Genomic DNA, 19081 nt, shown 5'->3' with positions numbered 1-19081 from the left:
ATAATAAAACACAGGTAGATTTGTCACGAACTATGACTTTTCATGCATTAAATTCGCTTCCTAAGCCGAATACCTGATAATAATAGTAGAGCTATCACAGCAAATAGGGTCAGACTTATGGGATTAGAGATTATTTCAAATAGAACACCTTTCAAGGATCCGGCAGAAAGTGCAGCCCTTCGAAAGTTGCTGTCGATCATTGGCCCAAGGATCATGCCAAGTATTACTGGTCCAGTCGGATAACCGTTAAGCTTTATGCCATAACCAACTACTCCAAAGATTATTACCAAAACCAGGTCCAGATACCTGCCTCTGATTGCGTAGGCACCTATCATCGAAAGTATTAGTATTGTCGGGATTATCCACTGCTTTGGAATCTCAACTATACGTGAAAATATCCGGACTCCCATCAGCCCAAATACCAGCATGAAAATATTGCTCAGAAAAAGAGCTGACACAAAAAACCAGAATACTTCAGGTTTTTCAGACATCATCAATGGACCAGGCCTTAAGCCATGGATGAATAGAGCTCCAAGGATAACGGCAGTAACACTGTCTCCCGGTATTCCCAGCGTCAACATCGGTATGAATGCTCCCCCAACGGCAGCATTATTTGCCGCTTCGGGAGCAATGACGCCCTCTATAGTTCCCTCACCAAAAGGTCTCATAGGACTCTTGACCGTTCTTCTAGCATGGTCATATGCAAGTAATGCTGCAATATCTCCACCTGCTCCAGGAAGCGCTCCTATGAATGCTCCTATCGCTGAAGCTCTTAGAGACAATGGAATGTGGCGTAACGTTTCACTCCACAGAGGTATTATCCTGTCTAACTTTTGCCTGATGATTGGTTTTCCTATTAGCTCTATCTGACTTATGGCCTCTGAAACTCCAAAAAGTCCTATCATGGCTACCACATAGTCGATTCCACCCATAAGCGCCAGAGAACCAAAGGTAAACCTTCCCTCACCTGTGAATGGGTCCATACCTATCATTCCCAGGATAACTCCCATCAAGCCCATCAGTATACCCTTTGAAGGAGTCTTGCCTCCTAGACTTCCAATAAGAAGAAGCCCCATCGAGGCAATCAGGAAGTAGTCTCTGGGAGCAAAGGCCAAAGCTATCTGAGACATGAGAGGTGTTGCGAAAACCATGATCAACAATCCTATCATACCTCCAAGAAATGACTGAATTGTCGCAGTACCGATGGCCTCACCCGCCAGGCCAAGCTTAGCCAATGGATAACCATCGAAGGATGTAGCTATGGCAGCAGGCGCACCCGGTATATTCAATAATATTGCAGACCTTGAGCCTCCATAAACTCCTCCGGCAAATACTCCAGTCATCAACGCCATAGCGCTGAACATATCCCACGAGAATGTGAAGGAGATAAGCAGTGAGACCGCCATAGTAACCGATAGGCCTGGGATGGCTCCAACATATATACCTGCAAAGGTCCCTGCCGCTATGAGAAATATTAAAAAAGGATCTGATATTGGTATCAATAATCCTGTCAGACCTTCAAGCATAATATCAACTCCCTAAGGTAATGTGACTCTGAATATGGTCCCAAAAAGAATCCATAGCACCAATACAAGCCCTGATGAATAAAGCAGCATCCCTATGGATGGCTTCTCTCCAAGCACGATGACTGAATAGACGGCAAAAATCGCAGTCGAAGGATAAAAACCTATAAGATAAGTCAATAGTATATATACTGATAAACCTATTATTACCAGTGGAACCCTAGGATCCATCGTGAGGTTGTTTTCTTTTTCCAAACGCTTCGTATATAGTAGTATGCTGATCATCACCATCAATGTTGATACTCCAAGCGGCAATGCTCCTGCAGAAGCTATCGATGGGTCTTTTAAGAACATGATCAATGAAAGGCAAAAAGCCCCAAGGCTGAAAAGCCCAAGGGCAAAAATGATCAGAGTATATTTCCTTTGTTCTGATTTTCTCATTATTATCACAGCCTATGGATTTACTCTTTCTATGCCAAGCTCCTCAGGTGATATTTTAGCTCCTCCTGCATCGTATAACAGCCAGGATGATACCTTTTTCCAGTTTTCCAGAAAATCTCTGGCTTCATCGCCCGAAATCCCCATAGGTGTTATGGCACTCTCTGATAGGAAATCCTGGAACTCTTCATTTTGAAATCCCTTGAGGTAAGCACTCTTAAGAATATCCACTACCTCAGGCGATGTATCCTTTCTTGCATAAACTCCATAAAATGGTCCCCATGGAAGATATTTTGAGTACTCAGGTCGGGTGCTGGTAATTGTAGGTATTTCCTCAAAACCGATTATCGGTTCTTCGGATATGCTTCCCAGGATCTTTACCTCTCCTGCAGAAGCCAGATCCTTGACCGTAGAAAGCTTAGTAACTGTTACATCAACATGTCCCCCAAGGAGGGCAGTGACTACAGGGCCGTCTCCATCAAATGGTATTTGGTTGAATTCCGCCTTATCAACGGCATTAAAAAGAGCTGCGACGACATAGGGCAGTCCCCCAGGACCAGTGGTGCCAAGCTTTATTGACCCAGGTGAATCAGACGCATTCTGGAGGAGTTGATCAAGAGAATCGATCCCTGAGCTATCAGTAGTTACAACCACTGCAGTCTCTCTGCCGATAACGATTATTGGCTCAAAATCATCATAGCTTAGTTTAGATATATCCATTACCCCGTAAAGTTGAGGATTCTCTGCACCATAAAGAAGAGTGTACCCGTCCGCAGGCTGGTCATATACATACTGAGCAGCTATTGCACCGGTTGCACCTGTCTTGTTTTGTAGAATGATCGTCTTTCCAAGCTGAGCCTCTACATAAGGCGTCAATGATCTGGAAATAATGTCCGTACCTCCGCCTGCACCCCATTGGATGATCCCATTGATATCCTGGGAAGGGAATTTCTCCTCAGCCTTTCCAAGACCACATCCTGATACCAGTAATATTACTGCTAATACCAGTGAAACTAAAATTGATTTTCTTTTATTCATGATTGATGCTCCTCTTAATAAATAGTCACACTTATATTACCACTGACGGTATTAATCATGCAAGAGCATTATTAAATAACGATGGTCTCCGACACGCTAATGAACGAAGACCAATCCTGCTACAGCTCTAAAATTTGATTGATGCCGGGTATATACTTTTTGCCTGACCTTTCTCCATAAAGTATCATGCTTAAATATACCTCTGAGGTACCCAGTGCTTCTGCCAATTTCTTCTGGGTCATATTCACCTCAACAAGCTTCTGTTTGACCTTTTCTCCAAATGGGGTCAGCTTTCTCCTTTTCATCAAAATCACATCCCTAAAAAGAATTTTTATTCTCTTTTTGTTGATCTATATGGTAGAATGGGCTTAATATGATTAACATTCCTAGCTATAGGATATCTCAGATGTCAGATACTGTCAATATGAAATGGCTACAATTCTCTGATGTCAGAAAAATTTGGAGGTGTTAAAGTGTCCACCATAGGGCAAAGGATCAGATCTGCAAGAAAAGCAAAGAAATTATCTCTAATTGAGGTTAGGGATCTCACCGGTCTATCAACAGGAAACCTGAGTGATCTGGAAAATGACAAGTTCGCTCCATCAGCCAATACCCTAATGCTCCTTAAAAAGGTACTGGAGATCAATATCGACTGGATGCTTACAGGAAGCCTCCCCATGGAAGCTCCTTCCGCTGATGTTGTAAGAGAAAAGACCCCTCAGTATCTGGGTTCAGATGAGAAAATGCTTCTGGATGCATATGGACGATTAAGCGAGGATGAGAAGAGAAACGTCATCGCTTATATGAATTTGATACTCAGCAAAGGAAGTCTATAATTTTTTTGATAAGTGATTAATGTTTAATCTTATCGTTTCAAAAGTGAAGTAATTAAAAAAAGCCGCCTAGGCGGCTTTTTTGCTATTCAACAGTGACAGATTTTGCCAAATTTCTCGGCTTGTCAACATCATTTCCCTTAGCGAGTGAAGTATAATATGCCAACATCTGCGGATAAACGACTGACAACAGAGGCATGAATATGTTGAAGCTCTCCTCAAGATAAATCACTGTATCAGCAACCTCTGAAAGATCTGTATTCCTTTTCCTAGTAATTCCTGTAACTACAGCTCCTCTGGCCTTTACCTCCTTGATGTTGGAAACCATTTTTTCATATATGCCCTGCTGTGTGGCAACAGCAATTACCGGAGTCCCCTCCTCGATAAGAGCTATGGTGCCATGCTTAAGCTCACCTGCAGGAAATGCCTCCGTATGGATATAGGATATTTCCTTCAGCTTCAATGCTCCCTCAAGAGCTGTATAGTAATCAAGTCCTCTGCCTAGATAGAATATCGACTTGCTGTTCTTTATCTCCTGAGCAGCTGTTTTTGCCTTTTCAGCAAAAGCTGTAAGGGAAGCCTCCACCTTGCCGGGAAGAGTCTTCAACTCGGCTAGGATCTCATCATAGCATTTATCTTCAAGGGTGCCCTTAAGCTCCCCAAAGTAAAGAGCCAGTATATAGAAAGCTGTGAGCTGAGTAGTGTAAGCCTTTGTAGATGCTACAGCTATTTCTGGTCCTGCCCATGTATAGAATATGTCATCTGATTCTCTAGCGATGGAGCTTCCGACGACATTTGTTATCGATAGTATCCTGGCACCCTTTGCCTTCGCGGCTTTTAATGCACCGATGGTATCCATCGTTTCGCCAGATTGACTTACAATAACGACCAAGGTCTTATCGTCAATGTAGTGCTCTGAATATCTGAATTCAGAAGCTATCTCTGCCTGGGTATCTACCTTCAGGAATTCCTGCAAAAGATATCTTCCAACCAGCCCTGCATGGTAGGCTGTACCACAGCCAACTACATATATCTTGTTGATCTGTTTTATGGTTTCCTTATCGATTTCAATATTTTCGAGGAACAATCTTCCGTTCTCATCAAGTCTTCTGTTTATTGTCTCTGCTATGACCGAAGGCTGCTGATAAATTTCCTTCAGCATAAAGTGCTCATAGCCTTCCTTGGTTGCTGATTCAAGATCCCACTCTATAGTTCTTACCTTTCTGCCGATCCTGTTTCTGTCCTCACCATAGATCTCATATCCGGATCGGGTAAGTCTTACTATGTCCTTATTTTCAATATAAACTACCTTATTTGTATACTTAAGTATTGCGGGTATATCAGATGCTATGAAGTTTTCACCCTCGCCTACACCAAGTATTATTGGGCTCTCATGTCTGATAGCAATTATCTCATCAGGGCTGCTCTCACACATTACTACCAGTGCATATGCTCCTCTGAGTCTAGCCTCAGTTTTAAAAACAGCCTGGAGAAGATCTCCTTCATAATAGTGATCCAAGAGATGTGCAATGACCTCTGTGTCAGTTTCTGATTTGAATTTATAGCCCAAAGCAAGAAGCTCATCCTTTATAGGCCTGTAGTTCTCTATTATACCGTTGTGTATTACAGCTATAGTACCCTTTTCATTCGTATGAGGATGGGCATTGTCATCGGTTGGAGCACCATGAGTCGCCCACCTTGTATGTCCCATACCAATAGTTCCATTTATTGGATCATTTTCCAGGCTTCCTGCCAGAACTCCAAGTCTGCCCGAAAGTTTCCTGATCTTCATTTTCCCGCTCTCAATAATGGAAATCCCTGCAGAGTCATAGCCTCTGTACTCAAGCTTTGACAAGCCGTCGAGTATGATGTTCTGAGCATTTCCGGTTCCTAAGTAACCAACTATACCACACATAGTTTATCCCTCCAAAATGATTTGCTTTCAGTCTTATTCGATCAGTCGTATTTGACCAATGAGTTGACGTGATAGCTTCCCAGTTTTTCTCTTCCTCCCAAGAAGGTAAGCTCAATAACGAACTCCAATGCGACTACATCTCCGCCAAGAGACTCGATCAGTTTAGTTGCAGCCATTACTGTACCTGCTGTTGCCAAAAGGTCATCTACGATTGCGATCCTGTCACCCTTCTTTATTGATTCGGTATGGATCTCAAGGGTGTTTGTACCATATTCAAGCTCGTACTCAAAGCTTGTAGTTTCACCGGGAAGCTTCCCTGGCTTTCTTATGGGGATGAACCCTACTCCCAAGCCATATGCAACTGCTGCGCCGAAAAGGAATCCTCTGGCCTCAGGCCCTACGATATAATCTACTTTCTTGTCCTTCAGATCATCGATCATGCTAGAAACAGCATGGTTGAAGGCATCCTTATCCCTGGTAAGAGTGGTGATATCCTTAAAGCTTACTCCCTTTATTGGAAAATCTTCTATTTCCCTGATTTTAGACTTAAGATCCAAAACACTTCCTCCTCAATTCTTCATTTTGATCCCATGAGTCGATCCAACCGAGTTGATCATACACAACATAAGTTTAACATAACAGAGTGAATTTCTAAACAATTTTTTACAGTTGGTCCATGTGCTCCGACACCCTTCTCTCAAGAGGTGAATACAGCTTTTTCATGTCGATCTCAGGACGCATTCCGGCTATAAAGTCAAAGGCGACCCTTGCTCCACGATCCATTCCCTGGCAGCCAGCTAAAAGAACTATGTCGTTTCTCTCCACTCTCTTAAGGACTTCCCCTATAGCCTCCTTAAGGGTATCAAAAACCTTCAACTCAAGATCCGTCTTCCCTATCACTTCTCTGAAGACCTTTTCTTCCTCAGGTACTACTTCATCCTTCCATCCAACTGATCCTATGCTCCTTGTGGCAACAAGATCGTTTATCCCTAGCTTGTCCTTCCAGTACACCAAAGCTTCCGCATTTTCTCTGTTAACTGTTATTCCTCTGTTGCCTCTTATGGCATATACGATATGAAGCTTGTTCTTATCCATATCCGCAAGTGTACCCAGAGTGCTGTTTATATTCTTGACATTTGCAAAGTGGTCGTCAACTATTATGAAGTCATCCTCGAATATAAATTCAAAACGCCGTTCAACTCCCTTGAAGCTTCTCAATGCTGCGGTAATTATGTTTATTGGGATCCCATCTGCCAATGCTATTACAGTAGCAGCCATGGCATTCTCTACTGAATGGTATCCGGGTATCCCAAGACTTACATTGAAGTCTCCTTTTTTTATAATGAATTCCCCAAGTTCAATATCCTTTTTTATCACGACCTGATAGTTAGCCCTGCCCTTTATCAGCCTTACATTTCGGCACAGGATATCACCATTTTCTCCGGATATCGAGTAAGTCACTATTCTGGCATTAGTCTGTTCTCTAAGACTTGCTATCCTTTCATCATCAACATTCAAAACTGCTATAGCTGAATCCTTTGCATTTCTAATAAGGCTGGATTTAACCTCCCAGTACCTTTCAAAGCTCCCATGCTGGTCGATATGCTCCCTGCTGAAGTTGGCAAAGGACACTATGTCAAAGTCAATGTCGTTAGTCCTGTAAAGCTCGAGGGCTGATGAGGATACCTCCATGGATACCCTTGTGATGCAGTTTTCCCTCATTTCAAAGAATAAACCCTGGAGATCAAGACTTTCAGGTGTTGTAAGCTCTGCAGTTTCTATCCTTCCTCCCGTTTTGTTAAGAACGCTTCCAATTACGCCAGATTTAAAGCCTGCCAGCTCGAATATCCTGTCCAGGATAAAGGTAGTGGTCGTCTTTCCGTTCGTCGCAGTTACTCCAATGGTCCTGATGGATTTCGATGGGTGACCATACAGGTTTGCACCAAGTCTTGATAAAGCAACTCTAGTATTTGCAACCTTTATCTGGGGTATTGGAATATCTGAAAATTCTTCAACGATTGCTGCGACGGCACCCTTGTCAAATGCTTCGCTGATATAAAGGTGACCGTCAGTCTTGTATCCTTTTATAGCTACGTATATATATCCCTCCTGCACTCTCTTTGAGTGGTATGCCACACCCTTGGCATCAGAATCGATTGTATCTCTTGTATCCAATATTTTAATTCCTTCAAGGAGCGTGTTGAGTCTCATATATTCCTCCTATCGAAGCAGTCTCTTGGCCGTCTTTCCAAAAATTGTCCACATATAGCTAAATGCAGGCATGGGGTCATCCAGACTCCATATGGCAGGTGCTTTTCTTCTGAACAGTGATTTAAGGATCTCACCTGCAGTAAGCTGTCCCTTTCTAATATACTCTCTGCAAGCCAGGATATCTTCAAACAGATACTGGAACACATAGCCTGTATCTTCCTTTACAGCTTTGTCCTGGAGTGGGTCTCCGATCATGTCTCTGTAGCAGACATATGGGAAATTAATACCTGCTTTGTATAGAAGATAATTCAGAGTAGTAGTCCTTGTATTTATTTCTATCATATAAAACTTACCTGTTTTTTCATCCTTTTTAAACTCTATTTCACCAAAGCCTCTGTATCCAATTTTCTCAATGAATGGGATCCCAAGCTCAGCAAGCTCAGGGACGTACTTTTGCTCAGTATAAACTGAAGCACCGAAGTTTATAGGCCATTGTCTCAGCTTCCTGCAGGTAACCCAATGTGATATCTTCCCTTTTTGATCTACATGAAAGTCAAAGGTATACATATGGTCATCAAAGCCTGGGATTATTCTTTGAACGATGACCTTAAGTCCCTCATTATCCGCTCTTTCCACCGCATCCAAAAGCTCATCACGATTATTGCAATATAGTACCTTTCTTCTGAACTTTGCAACAAAAGCAGGTGAATTCACAGGCTTAACTATACAGGGATAACCAAGCTCTGCCTCGACCCTGTCTCCCAGGTTTGGGTCAGGTGCTTCTATTGTCTCAGGTACGGGCATACCATGCTCAATTGCTAGATGGAAAAGACTCTCCTTTTTCATAACCCTCGACCAGAGGCCTTGCTCTTTCATGGGAATCAGGAAGTGTTCTTTGAGTATGTCAAGATGTTCGTCCATGAACTCGGCATATGGATCGGCACTAGGGAAAAGAATCGGCTTTGTATCCTCCTTTGATGCGATCTCGATAAGCTTAGCGATATATCCCTGAGGATCCTCTCTAAAGCTTGGTGCCATATAATGAGCATCAAGATACTTTGACCTGGAGCCATACAGATCCTCATCAAGGTAATCCACTGCGATGGTCTTTACCCCCTCATAGCCCAATGACCTAATGATGGTAAGCCCTATAAAATAATTGGTTCCCAATACTACTGCCTTAGTTTGCATGATCCACCTCCAAAAAATATCCCAACCACTTCAACCTATACAGGAAGTGCTTGGGATTGTCAACCACGTTTTGATGCCAGCATTTCCTTTTGAAAAAAGAGAAACACTCCACCCATGATAAATATGTCTCCTATGCTGATTACTTTAGGCAACGGATAGGGCTTTGGGATAAGAATGATGTCAGCCAACCACACGAGCTTTGTATCCTCATCTGCAGCCACGTGCTTGATATCCACTTCCCGATCTGGCAGCACGGTTTCCTGGCCAATTCCTTGTATTCCATCGATGGATACAGGCATTTTGCCGTCATTCCAAATAATGACTGCCATGTTGAGCAAAAGACCTACGAAAAATAGCTTCATGTAGCTTTTCTCATAGTTGATTATAACTGTAATAAGCATTACTGTGTATGTTGCAAGCATGACGTACACTAGCCATTCACCTGTAAGACGCTCTACCAGTGGGAGCTTATAAAGTTTTCCGAATGAGAGCGCTCCCTGTAGAATCGCTGCAAGTATGAACATCCAGTAACCCTTTATGCTTACTTTCTCCAGATTTTTTATTTTGCCGCCCCTAAGCTTTGCCAAGGTAATTGATATAACTGAAGGCTCCAGAAACATAAGCTCACCTAATGATTCATTATTGAAATGAATGTTTCTACCAGCTGTGGATGGAACTGTGTTCCTGCATTTTTCTTCAGTTCCTCAAAAGCCTCTTCCTGAGTCAGCGCTTTTCTGTATGGTCTGTCGGAGGTCATTGCATCATAGGAATCCGCTATCGTCAATATAGCAGCCTCTATCGGTATCTCTTCTCCATGCAGGCCGTCCGGATACCCCTTTCCGTCAAATCTTTCGTGATGATGCTTGACGATCGTCGTAATGTCCTTAAGGAAGTCTACCTTGCTGATTATATCCGCACCTATGCTTGGATGCCTCATTATCTCATGGAATTCTTCCTGCGACAGCCTCGTAGCCTTATTCAGTATGCTGTCGTTTATACCGATTTTCCCTATATCATGAAGTATTGAAGCCGTCTTTATATTTTGAACGCTTTCAAATGGCAGATGATATGCCTCTGCCAGCTCTACTGCGAATTTTTCAACTCTGTTTGCGTGGCCGCTTGTGTATGGATCCTTGGCCTCGACTGTCTTATTCAATGCCTGAATGGTTGAAAGGTAGAGATTCCTCATCTCTATATATAGCTTAAAGGAGTACCTTGCCAATAGTAGAGGACCAAAAAACAGAATAACGGCACCATAACCGTATCCAATAAACGCAAGGGCTATTATGATGCCCATAGTTCCCACGGCTACCGAGCTTGGGAAAGTCCCACGTATATTTCCTATCCATGTATTAATAAAATGAGTCGAGGAAGAAATCGACAGAAACCCTGAGATCAATGAAGTATTCAGCACTACTCCAACTAAAAGGATAACGATTGTTGGAATCAAGCTAAACGAACCGATTTGACCACCTATAAGAATATATATCAAACTCATTAGTGCGGTAACTATTATACTCTGAGATACATTGAATAAAGATTTATGCGGTGGCAAATTCAGGACATGGACATAGCCTCTCCCTGCAATCTTAGGAGCTCTGCAAAGGAAACCTAGTCCTGCTACTGTTGTTGCCAGAAGAGGACCTCCAATGATTATAGTAGCAATGTTAATTGCATAGCCAACGGAAACTCCAATTGTATTGTTGGGGAGTGGAATTAAAAGAGATTCAACAACAATTGCAAGAACAGACCAAAAAGCCAGAAGACCGACCGGTCCCAGGCTGTAGTTGAGAGCAAGATATATGTACAATGTTAACGCCAAAGCCACTAGGAATCCGAGGTATACTTTGGTTTTAGTATTGATCCCCATGTCTATCGCTCCTTATATAGATAATGCCGGCTAGTTTTATGCTTCATGTGTAGTTAGATCAGTGAATAGTTTGCGCCTGCTGCCAAAACCAATGCTAGAATGCTCATGAACGCACCGATAACTTTTTTCATCGAATATAGCCTCCTCTTAGAGTACTCTGCTGTCCGCTAGTTCAGCATGCTATATTCGCTCCGCTCGTTAAAACCAAAAAATTAGCCGGCATTGATCACTACTTTGTCAAAAACCTGTTGACCGCATCAAGGGTCGCCTTTACAACAGCTCCATGATAATCATTCTTGACTACGCAGGAGCCTGAAAGCCTTTGCTCAGTATCATTCCAGATGCCAGTTACACATACGATCACCACAGTCCCTCCGGAAATCTGAATCTGTCTGACATCCTCGAAGATAAAGATATCCTCATACCCACATGCATCCTGTACAGCAGCAAGAGTGCTCTCAACGAGCATCCTGTCAACATTCCGCACGGTATTTACACCTGTCCTGGAGTGGACGTATTCGTCTTCCTTCTTGGATAGATTGACCCTTACTGTCGCCTTGGTTCCGAAGGTATCCTGGGATACTCCGTTAAGCTTGACCCGGCAGCTGTTCCTTTGGACCATTTCATCCGGGATCTGGGCTATGCTTATTTTCTTGTGGTCAATATCTACGTCATATGTAGCAAGAAGAACGGACTGTATATCTCTGGCGATCTGTTTGGCACCTCTGTGCCCGTTTGAAACAATGTGGACCTCGTCGATCTGATTGTCCTCACCAACTACTATCTTGCTGGACACAACCGCTTCAATTTTTCTTAAATTGTCTTCCATCAGCTTGTGATCCATAGTATCCCCCACAGTAAATTATAAAATAGCATACCATAATTAGATATTAACACGCTTAATCATTACTTTCAATATAAAACGTGTATCAGAGTCAAATAAAGTGTGAAAATTATAAATATACTGCACTATTTAATGAAGCCCTCAGTGGATGCACGTTTGTGGAGCTGATACGGCACGATTATTCTTTTATCCATTGTTCCATTCAATATCGAGTCAATGACAAGCTTAACTGATTCCTCTCCCAGCTTTCCAGGATTGATTTCTATCGACGTTATGGGGATATTGCATCTTCTCGACAGTACGCTGTTATTAAAGCTTGATATTGCAACATCCTCAGGGATCCTCAGACCACTTTCAAGAAGCGCTGTCGTAGCACCAAATGCCAGCACGTCGTCTGTTGCGATGATACCATCTATCCTGTTGATTGGATCTGATGCCCACTTTCCGAAGTTATATCCTGTCTCCTCATCAAATCTTCCCACAAGCACCCTGTCGTCAGTGTATGGGATGCCTGATTCTTCAAGGGCTTTTCTGAAGCCATGGATCCTCATCCTTGTCACTGTAAGTTCTTTTTCTCCGGATAGCAATACAAGCCTTCTGTAGCCCTTAGCTATCATATAGCTTGTTAGCTCATAGGCTGCCAAAATATTATCATTATCAGCATGGTTAAAGCTCTTTTGCCCGTTATACGGTGAGCCTATGACTGAATATGGAAAGTCTATAGATGCCAGATACTCTATTGATCTGTCATCCTTTCTACTTGACATAAGGATTATCCCATCTACCTTGGAGGCATTTATCATCCCTTTTATTGCGTTGACCTGTCCATCCTCATCACCATGATGTGATACCAGCAATATGTCATAGCCCATCTCTGACGAGGTCCTGATTATACCGCTCAGAGCCTCTGGAAAAAATGGATTCGACAATGCTTCTCCTGGTCCCTGCGGCATTACGAGCCCAATTGTACTTGAACTGCTATTTGCAAGTGACCTGGCGATTGCATTTGGATGGTATCCCATTTTTTCCATGCACTGCATGACTCGTTCAGTTGTATCTCTACTGATCCTCGGATTACCTGATATGACACGAGATACAGTGGATGGCGAAACACCGGCTTTTCTTGCTACATCTCTAATCGTTATCCTCTTATTTTCTTTCATGGCCCCTGCTCCCTGGATCAAGGATTGATCCGCACTCCCGTTTCAGAATCGAAGAAATGGATAGCACTTTTATCAAAGCCGAAGCTGTGGCTTTCACCCTCAATGAACTCGTGATGTCCTGGCACAGATATCACCAGATCAGTTCCGTCTTCAAGCTTTGCGAATATGGTTTTTTCCTTTCCAAGCATCTCTATAACGTCGACCTTAGCATTGAAGGTATCCTCGTAGGTGTCATCGTTGACAAATCTCTCAGGCCTTATGCCCATTGATATCTTCTTGCCCTCAAACTCGGAAAGGCTTTCTCTGTCCTCTTCAGAGGGAGTCAGTTTTATCGTATTATTATCGGATATGAACCTTCCATTTCTGTATTCACCTTCAAGGATATTCATTGTTGGTGATCCGATAAACCTTGCCACAAATATATTTGCAGGCTTGTTGTAAAATTCATCAGGCGTTCCTACCTGCTGAACCTTACCCTTGTCAAGAAGTATTATCTTGTTTGCCATGGTCATTGCCTCTGTCTGATCATGGGTAACATATATCGTCGTTGTTCCAAGCTGTTTGTGGATTCTTACAAGCTCAACTCTCATGTGCTCTCTCAGCTTTGCATCAAGATTTGAAAGCGGTTCATCCATGAGGAAGACCTTGGGTTTTCTAACTATCGCCCTTCCCAAGGCTACTCTCTGCCTTTGTCCGCCTGATATATCCGCAGGTTTGGCATAGAGGTTGTTTTCTATCTGAAGAAGCTCTGCCGCCTCCCTTACTCTCTCATCAACAAGCTTCCTGCTCTCCTTCCTCATCGCAAGAGAAAACGCCATATTGTCATACACCGTCATGTGCGGATAAAGTGCATAGGACTGAAAGACCATCGCTATGTCTCTATCCTTTGGTGGAACAGTATTTACCCTTCTGTCGTCGAACATAAGGTCTCCCTCCGTGATGGAGTTAAGACCGGCTATCATCCTTAAAAGAGTTGTCTTTCCACAGCCTGATGGACCTAGAATTACACAAAATTCTCTGTCATCTATTTCAAGGTTTATATTCCTTAGAGTAAACTCTTCTCTTCCCTCGTATTTTTTACCAATATTCTTAAGAATTACCTTCATGGCCTCTCCTCCTATCCTTTAACTGAGCCGCTGGTCAAGCCTGATACCAGCTGTTTTTGAAGAACGATGAACAACGCAACGATGGGTATTGCAGTGAGCAATCCACCAGCAGCGAAGGCTGGCTGGTTCATCGTCCTGAAATCACTGATCAGAGTGAATAGTCCTGTAGCAAGGGTATAGGATTGAGGATTTGTGAGCAATACCTTTGCCATAAGATAATCCATGAAAGGGCCAATAAAAGACCAAAGAGCTATTATTGTGAGCATCGGCTTAGCTATAGGCATGATTATAAGCCTATATACGTCAAAGTTTGAGCAACCGTCGATTCTAGCGGCATCATCAAGCTCAGTAGAGACCGAATCGATATAGCCCTTAAGTATAAAGGTATTGGAGGCTATACCGCCGCCGGTGTATATCAGTATCAGCATCATCTGTCTTGTAAACTGAGGAACAATAGCAGCTGCAATGGAATGCATCGTGAAGTAGGCCGTGATACCTGCAAAGGTTGGAATGGTCTGTATCAGCATGATTGCCATCAGAGATGCACTTCTCCCCTTGAACCTGTACCTCGAATAGGCGTAGCCTGTAAAGGATACAACTATCAGCGTCAGCACAGCTGTTGTACCGGCTATGAACAGGGTATTTTTGACCCAGGTGAGGAACAGCGTTTCCTCAAACAGATACTCAAAGTGCCTGGTGGAAAACTCAAAATTGGTGTTTGCCATGATATACTGCTGCTGCTTGCCATTAAAGGCTGATATTACCATTTGCACCAAAGGCCATATTATCGCCGCTGCCCATGCTGCAAGCACTGCATAGGTCATACCTAGGCCAACTCTACCAAGAGGAGTCAGTGGAGGCTTGTCTGAGAGATACATTTTATCCTTTTTCATAGTCTTCCCTCCTTAAAACCCTTAGAATTTCTAAATCCTAGATACGCGAAAACCATCAGACCAAGGGATATAAAGATGGTGATCGCTGCGCCGATGGCCTGATACTGGTTCATCATAGCCAGCTTATAGATGTATGAAATCAACAGGTCTGACGATCCTGCAAGATTTCCATATTGCTGCGGATTGAAGGGGCCTCCTTCATTAAACAGGAAGATCACACTGAAATTATTGAAGTTGAACGTGTACTGGGTCACCAGCAAAGGTGATATCTGGAATAAAACCAGAGGTACTGTGATCCTGATTATCCTGTCCCAGGCAGTGGCTCCATCGATCTCTGCTGCTTCATATAAGTCAGAGGGTATGGACTGAAGAACTCCTGTAGTCAATAGGAATACATAGGCACTTCCCAACCATCCCTGTATAAGGATCAAGGCTGTCCTTGTTAGGAGAGTGTTGTTTTTTATCTCAATCCTGGAGTTAAAAATACCTGATAGTATTTCAGTGATCGAGCCTCCTGGTGCAGTCATTATACTGAAGTACATTATCGTTATAAATGCCGGGACAGCCCATGGTAGGATATATATCGTACGGAAAAATCTCTTCCCCTTTATACGTTCGTTGTTTACCAATAAAGCCATGAAGAAGCCTATGAGTATAGCAAGGGTGGTTGCTGCAAGAGTCCAGATCAGCGTCCATACCAGAATCAGCCAGAATACGCTTCCAGCTAGTCCCTCTCCCAAGGCTATAAGTCTATAATTTTGTATTCCTATCCAGTTGAATTTAGACTGATGCTGCGGGTCCATGTTAGTAAAGGACAGGAGGAAGGTTGTAATAACTGGAACAAGTACAATGAATAGTATTATGATCATAGCCGGCATCGAGGATACGTATGGGAATCCCTCCTCCAGCAATGACTTCTTGTTTTCAAACCAGGACTTTGGTCTTGTTCCCTTTATCTTTCCAACCTCTACCTTGTATACGTCAGAGAAGGAAACATACAATACAAGTACAGCCAGAAGCAATAAAAATATCGAAACGACTCCTTCAATCATAAATATCAGAGATTTATCGATCCTTGCGCCGCCCTCTGCAAGGCTAATGAGTCCTGCAATTCCTTCACCCTGATAATTTCCGAAGCCTAGGGCATAGGGTATTGCGACCAAGTATATGAACAACGAGCCAAGGAGCATTACCAACATCTTTCCAAGCTGACCGTTCAAGCCCTGGCCCAGGCCAGGCAGCAAGATTGTAGCATAGGAAACGATGGGTTTAGTTTTCTCAACCTCCACAGGGGTTATCTTTCTTATATCTGCTATGTCACTTTTAAGGATCTTGAGACTCTGCTTGGTAAAATTTTTCAATTCAATATTTTTACTTTTTAGCTGATCTCTTATCCCAGTGGTCGGGATTTCCAGTTCCTTAAGTTTTATTGAATTCCTGTTGCGTTGCTTAGCTTCACGGATCGAATTGGCCTCAGCCTTTCTAGATATTGTACCTTCCTTTCTAAGCAGCTTGATCCTTGATATTTCATCTTCAACTGCCTTCTTTTGAGATGTCTTGAAGGATTGAAACTCTGATTTTTTTAAGACTTCCTGAGAGGTGTCTACTGAAGACTTAAGAGTCTCCAATGCACCAATCTCAGTTTTTATTCTTCCTATATTCTCAAGGATCCCAGGAAGTTGTTTTCTTTCCAATTCAGCCTTCTTATATTCAAATTCAGCATCGTAGCTTATAGCCATGTGATCCTTATAAAAATCAGCGGACATTTCACTGGCAAAGAGTCTCAGTTTAAGTCTACTCTGATTTTTATCGTGATTGTCTGAAAATGTCCCAGAAAATGAGTTCAGTTCATTTTTCAAGCGGTTTTTGAATTCCTTTTCTTTCCTCTTAAACTCCTTGAACTGGATCATATACGGATGCTTATCTCTACCTGAAATCAGGTCTCTTCTCCTTTTCCTGAGCTCGGGTTTATCTGAGGCTTTGCTATCCAGCAGCTCGTCTATTTCAGCCAGCTCTGCTAAATAGAGATTCCTTCTGTTATATTCCCTGCCTATCTCATCATACAGATATTTGTTAAACTTCCCCAAATCAATCACCACCCTCAGATGAATTGTAGGTACCCTGTAAAGCGATAGAATATAGCTTCACATTAAGTATAATATAAAGAAATAGTCCTATGTAATAGAAAAATGAGTAGAAATCATGCTGAAGTATTTGGTATATGATTCCTCCTGATGAAATAACAAGCCAAACAAACGTCATCGCTCCAAATGCTTTGGATTTATCAATAGCAAAATATGCAGTTAACGCTATTGAAGCCGGAAACGCCGTTTTCAAAAAATACTCGACCATACTCCCCACAAGATATATCGAAAAATTCGAAGTCGCTACCTGTTCCCCCGGGTATGCCTCCTGGTGCCACTTAGTGAACATGTTTACGTCCTTTACCTTTGTAACGGCTTCAAGGGAACTGAAAAGTATTAATAGGGCGCAGATCCCAGCTATAATATAAAAGCCTCTCCGATCGAGGGCTCTCCTGTTTTTCATTTCTACACATCCCTGATTTAAAGTTATGGGAATAGGGATCTCTCCCTATTCCCAAGTTTATTATCCTAGAAGTTTGCCATCATGGCATCAAACGATGCCTTCATAGCTGAATATGCATCCTCGACTGTTTGAGGATTGTTTGCAGACCAGGAAAGAAGTCCATTTTTCCAGGTATCCCATACTGAACCCCACTCAGTGAACAAAGGTCTAGCCGGAGCTGCCTCATAGGACTCAAGGACTGCAGCTATTACCTTCTTATCTGTCTCAGAAAGATCTGAGTTCATGTATTGGTCTGCTGAAACGTTCTCAAGTATCTTGCCGGTTGCTTTGAAGAAATCTACTGCAAATTCAGGATTTACGATTTCTTCGATCATTGCCATTCCAAGAGCCATTTTTTCAGCGTCGCCTTCATTTCTCGAGTTTATTGCCAATCCCCAGCCGCCTTTCCAGTGTGCCAATGGATAGCCCTTAACTGTTATCTGATTTATTGGGATTATGTCTAGATCAGCTCCGTTGCCTGCAAGAGCCGATAGGCTTCCTGTAGACCATGGACCCTCTATCCTGAGTGCAGTTTGTCCGCCAGTTGAAAACTCAGTGTCCATGTAGCCCCAGGCTGCATCTGCATCCCACATCGGTGTTCCGTTAGTGTAGTGCTCTTTCCAATACTCATACAGAGCTGTAAATACTGCCTTTTGCTGATCGTTCAATTCGCTGAATTCCTTAGTAAAATCGGAGTAGAGGTTCCCTTGTGCATCATGTCCAAGGAGCTCGATCCCAGCTGCATTTGCAAAGGAAACTCCAAACCATGCATCAAAAGCCGGAAGCAGCATATCAGTATATCCCAGCTCAGTCAATTCTATAGAACCGGTTATGTCTATGCCCTTTGATGCAGCATTAGCTGTATTTACGAAGGTTACCAACGTCTCGATATTCATCGGGAATGCAAGATATTCTCCGTCTACTTTAAGGTTCCCTCCAAGTCCTGCATCATAATCAGAAAAACCGCCAATATTATCAGCCATCACTTTTACGTCTGTTAATGCTGCAAGAGCCTCATTGTTGGACAGGCCATAAATCCTGTCAGCTGGAATAGCAAAAACATCTGCTACGTCAGGATTTGTAACATCTGTAGCATCAAGAACATCAAGATGGTCGAAGGATCCAGTTTCAATTAGATTGATCGTAGCTCCTGGATTCTTTTCCAATACTCTTGCTACAGCAGCTTCATAATAAGGCATCCAACCTGATTCTGCCTGTACAGATATTGTAGCAGTGCTTCCTTCTACTGCAGGAGTCTCAGGACCTGGCTGTGCAGGCTCTGGTGCCTTTGGTGAACAAGCTGTTATGGTCATTGCCAAAACCAGGATAAATGCCAGTGCAAATCTTTTTTTCATTTTCATTCCCCCTATTCTTTGTGCATACGGTTGCATGAGCCAAAAAATATAATTTAATTGAGGATTATCTCCCCTTATTAAATCCACTTACAAACCGAAGGGCAAAGCCCTTCGG

General features: G+C 42.8%; 18 protein-coding genes. 1 reads left to right on the top strand and 17 read right to left on the bottom strand.

Translation table 11 applies throughout. The features are described 5' to 3' along the window. Nucleotides 1-47 precede the first annotated feature (47 nt). The 4 genes from AC4PHB_RS00620 to AC4PHB_RS00605 form a co-directional block, all read right to left on the bottom strand. Entirely contained in the window at nt 48-1526 is a 1479-nt protein-coding gene (locus AC4PHB_RS00620; protein WP_492136758.1) for a tripartite tricarboxylate transporter permease, read from the bottom strand. Between the two features lie 12 nt (nt 1527-1538). Then, complete coding sequence (locus AC4PHB_RS00615; RefSeq protein ID WP_492136757.1) at nt 1539-1964, bottom strand: tripartite tricarboxylate transporter TctB family protein; 426 nt, start codon at nt 1962-1964, stop codon at nt 1539-1541. 12 nt (nt 1965-1976) lie between these two features. Next, nucleotides 1977-2999: a tripartite tricarboxylate transporter substrate binding protein gene (locus AC4PHB_RS00610; protein WP_492136756.1), complete on the bottom strand. Its 1023-nt coding sequence runs from the start codon at nt 2997-2999 to the stop codon at nt 1977-1979. 119 nt (nt 3000-3118) lie between these two features. Next, the gene (locus AC4PHB_RS00605) at nt 3119-3304 is read right to left on the bottom strand and encodes a helix-turn-helix transcriptional regulator (protein ID WP_333688717.1); all 186 of its coding nucleotides are present in this window, start codon (nt 3302-3304) and stop codon (nt 3119-3121) included. Between the two features lie 141 nt (nt 3305-3445). On the opposite strand from AC4PHB_RS00605, the gene AC4PHB_RS00600 reads away from it, so the two are divergent. Then, the gene (locus AC4PHB_RS00600; protein ID WP_492136755.1) at nt 3446-3835 is read left to right on the top strand and encodes a helix-turn-helix domain-containing protein; all 390 of its coding nucleotides are present in this window, start codon (nt 3446-3448) and stop codon (nt 3833-3835) included. An 82-nt stretch (nt 3836-3917) separates the two neighbouring features. On the opposite strand, the gene glmS is transcribed toward AC4PHB_RS00600, so the two are convergent. From glmS to AC4PHB_RS00535, 13 genes are all read right to left on the bottom strand, one after another. Beyond that, entirely contained in the window at nt 3918-5747 is a 1830-nt protein-coding gene (glmS, locus tag AC4PHB_RS00595; protein ID WP_492136754.1) for a glutamine--fructose-6-phosphate transaminase (isomerizing), read from the bottom strand. 41 nt (nt 5748-5788) lie between these two features. Then, entirely contained in the window at nt 5789-6304 is a 516-nt protein-coding gene (locus tag AC4PHB_RS00590; protein ID WP_492136753.1) for an adenine phosphoribosyltransferase, read from the bottom strand. A 106-nt stretch (nt 6305-6410) separates the two neighbouring features. Continuing rightward, nucleotides 6411-7958: a Mur ligase family protein gene (locus AC4PHB_RS00585; RefSeq protein ID WP_492136752.1), complete on the bottom strand. Its 1548-nt coding sequence runs from the start codon at nt 7956-7958 to the stop codon at nt 6411-6413. A gap of 9 nt (nt 7959-7967) precedes the next feature. Beyond that, nucleotides 7968-9149: a carboxylate--amine ligase gene (locus AC4PHB_RS00580; protein WP_492136751.1), complete on the bottom strand. Its 1182-nt coding sequence runs from the start codon at nt 9147-9149 to the stop codon at nt 7968-7970. Nucleotides 9150-9208: 59 nt separating this feature from the next. Next, nucleotides 9209-9736, bottom strand: a complete 528-nt coding sequence (locus AC4PHB_RS00575; protein ID WP_492136750.1) for a DUF5317 domain-containing protein — start codon at nt 9734-9736, stop codon at nt 9209-9211. A 41-nt stretch (nt 9737-9777) separates the two neighbouring features. Next, nucleotides 9778-11019: an HD-GYP domain-containing protein gene (locus tag AC4PHB_RS00570; RefSeq protein ID WP_492136749.1), complete on the bottom strand. Its 1242-nt coding sequence runs from the start codon at nt 11017-11019 to the stop codon at nt 9778-9780. 229 nt (nt 11020-11248) lie between these two features. Next, complete coding sequence (locus AC4PHB_RS00565) at nt 11249-11863, bottom strand: hypothetical protein (RefSeq protein ID WP_492136748.1); 615 nt, start codon at nt 11861-11863, stop codon at nt 11249-11251. A gap of 125 nt (nt 11864-11988) precedes the next feature. Further along, nucleotides 11989-13026 (bottom strand): LacI family DNA-binding transcriptional regulator, encoded by a 1038-nt coding sequence (locus tag AC4PHB_RS00560; RefSeq protein ID WP_492136747.1) that lies wholly within the window; start codon nt 13024-13026, stop codon nt 11989-11991. 17 nt (nt 13027-13043) lie between these two features. Next, nucleotides 13044-14132 (bottom strand): ABC transporter ATP-binding protein, encoded by a 1089-nt coding sequence (locus AC4PHB_RS00555; RefSeq protein WP_492136746.1) that lies wholly within the window; start codon nt 14130-14132, stop codon nt 13044-13046. An 11-nt stretch (nt 14133-14143) separates the two neighbouring features. Continuing rightward, on the bottom strand, nt 14144-15025 hold the full coding sequence (locus AC4PHB_RS00550) for a sugar ABC transporter permease (protein WP_492136745.1): 882 nt from the start codon (nt 15023-15025) through the stop codon (nt 14144-14146). Then, nucleotides 15022-17112: a carbohydrate ABC transporter permease gene (locus AC4PHB_RS00545; protein WP_492136744.1), complete on the bottom strand. Its 2091-nt coding sequence runs from the start codon at nt 17110-17112 to the stop codon at nt 15022-15024. Before AC4PHB_RS00545 ends, AC4PHB_RS00550 begins: the two co-directional genes overlap by 4 nt. Before the next feature lies 1 nt (nt 17113). Beyond that, on the bottom strand, nt 17114-17572 hold the full coding sequence (locus AC4PHB_RS00540) for a hypothetical protein (RefSeq protein WP_492136743.1): 459 nt from the start codon (nt 17570-17572) through the stop codon (nt 17114-17116). Nucleotides 17573-17637: 65 nt separating this feature from the next. Then, on the bottom strand, nt 17638-18966 hold the full coding sequence (locus AC4PHB_RS00535; RefSeq protein WP_492136742.1) for a sugar ABC transporter substrate-binding protein: 1329 nt from the start codon (nt 18964-18966) through the stop codon (nt 17638-17640). Between the last annotated feature and the right edge of the window lie 115 nt (nt 18967-19081).

The organism is Gudongella sp. QWL-04 (genome assembly GCF_058683975.1).
The sequence above is the reverse complement of the archived record's forward strand: the minus strand, read 5'-3'. Positions and strand labels throughout refer to the sequence as shown.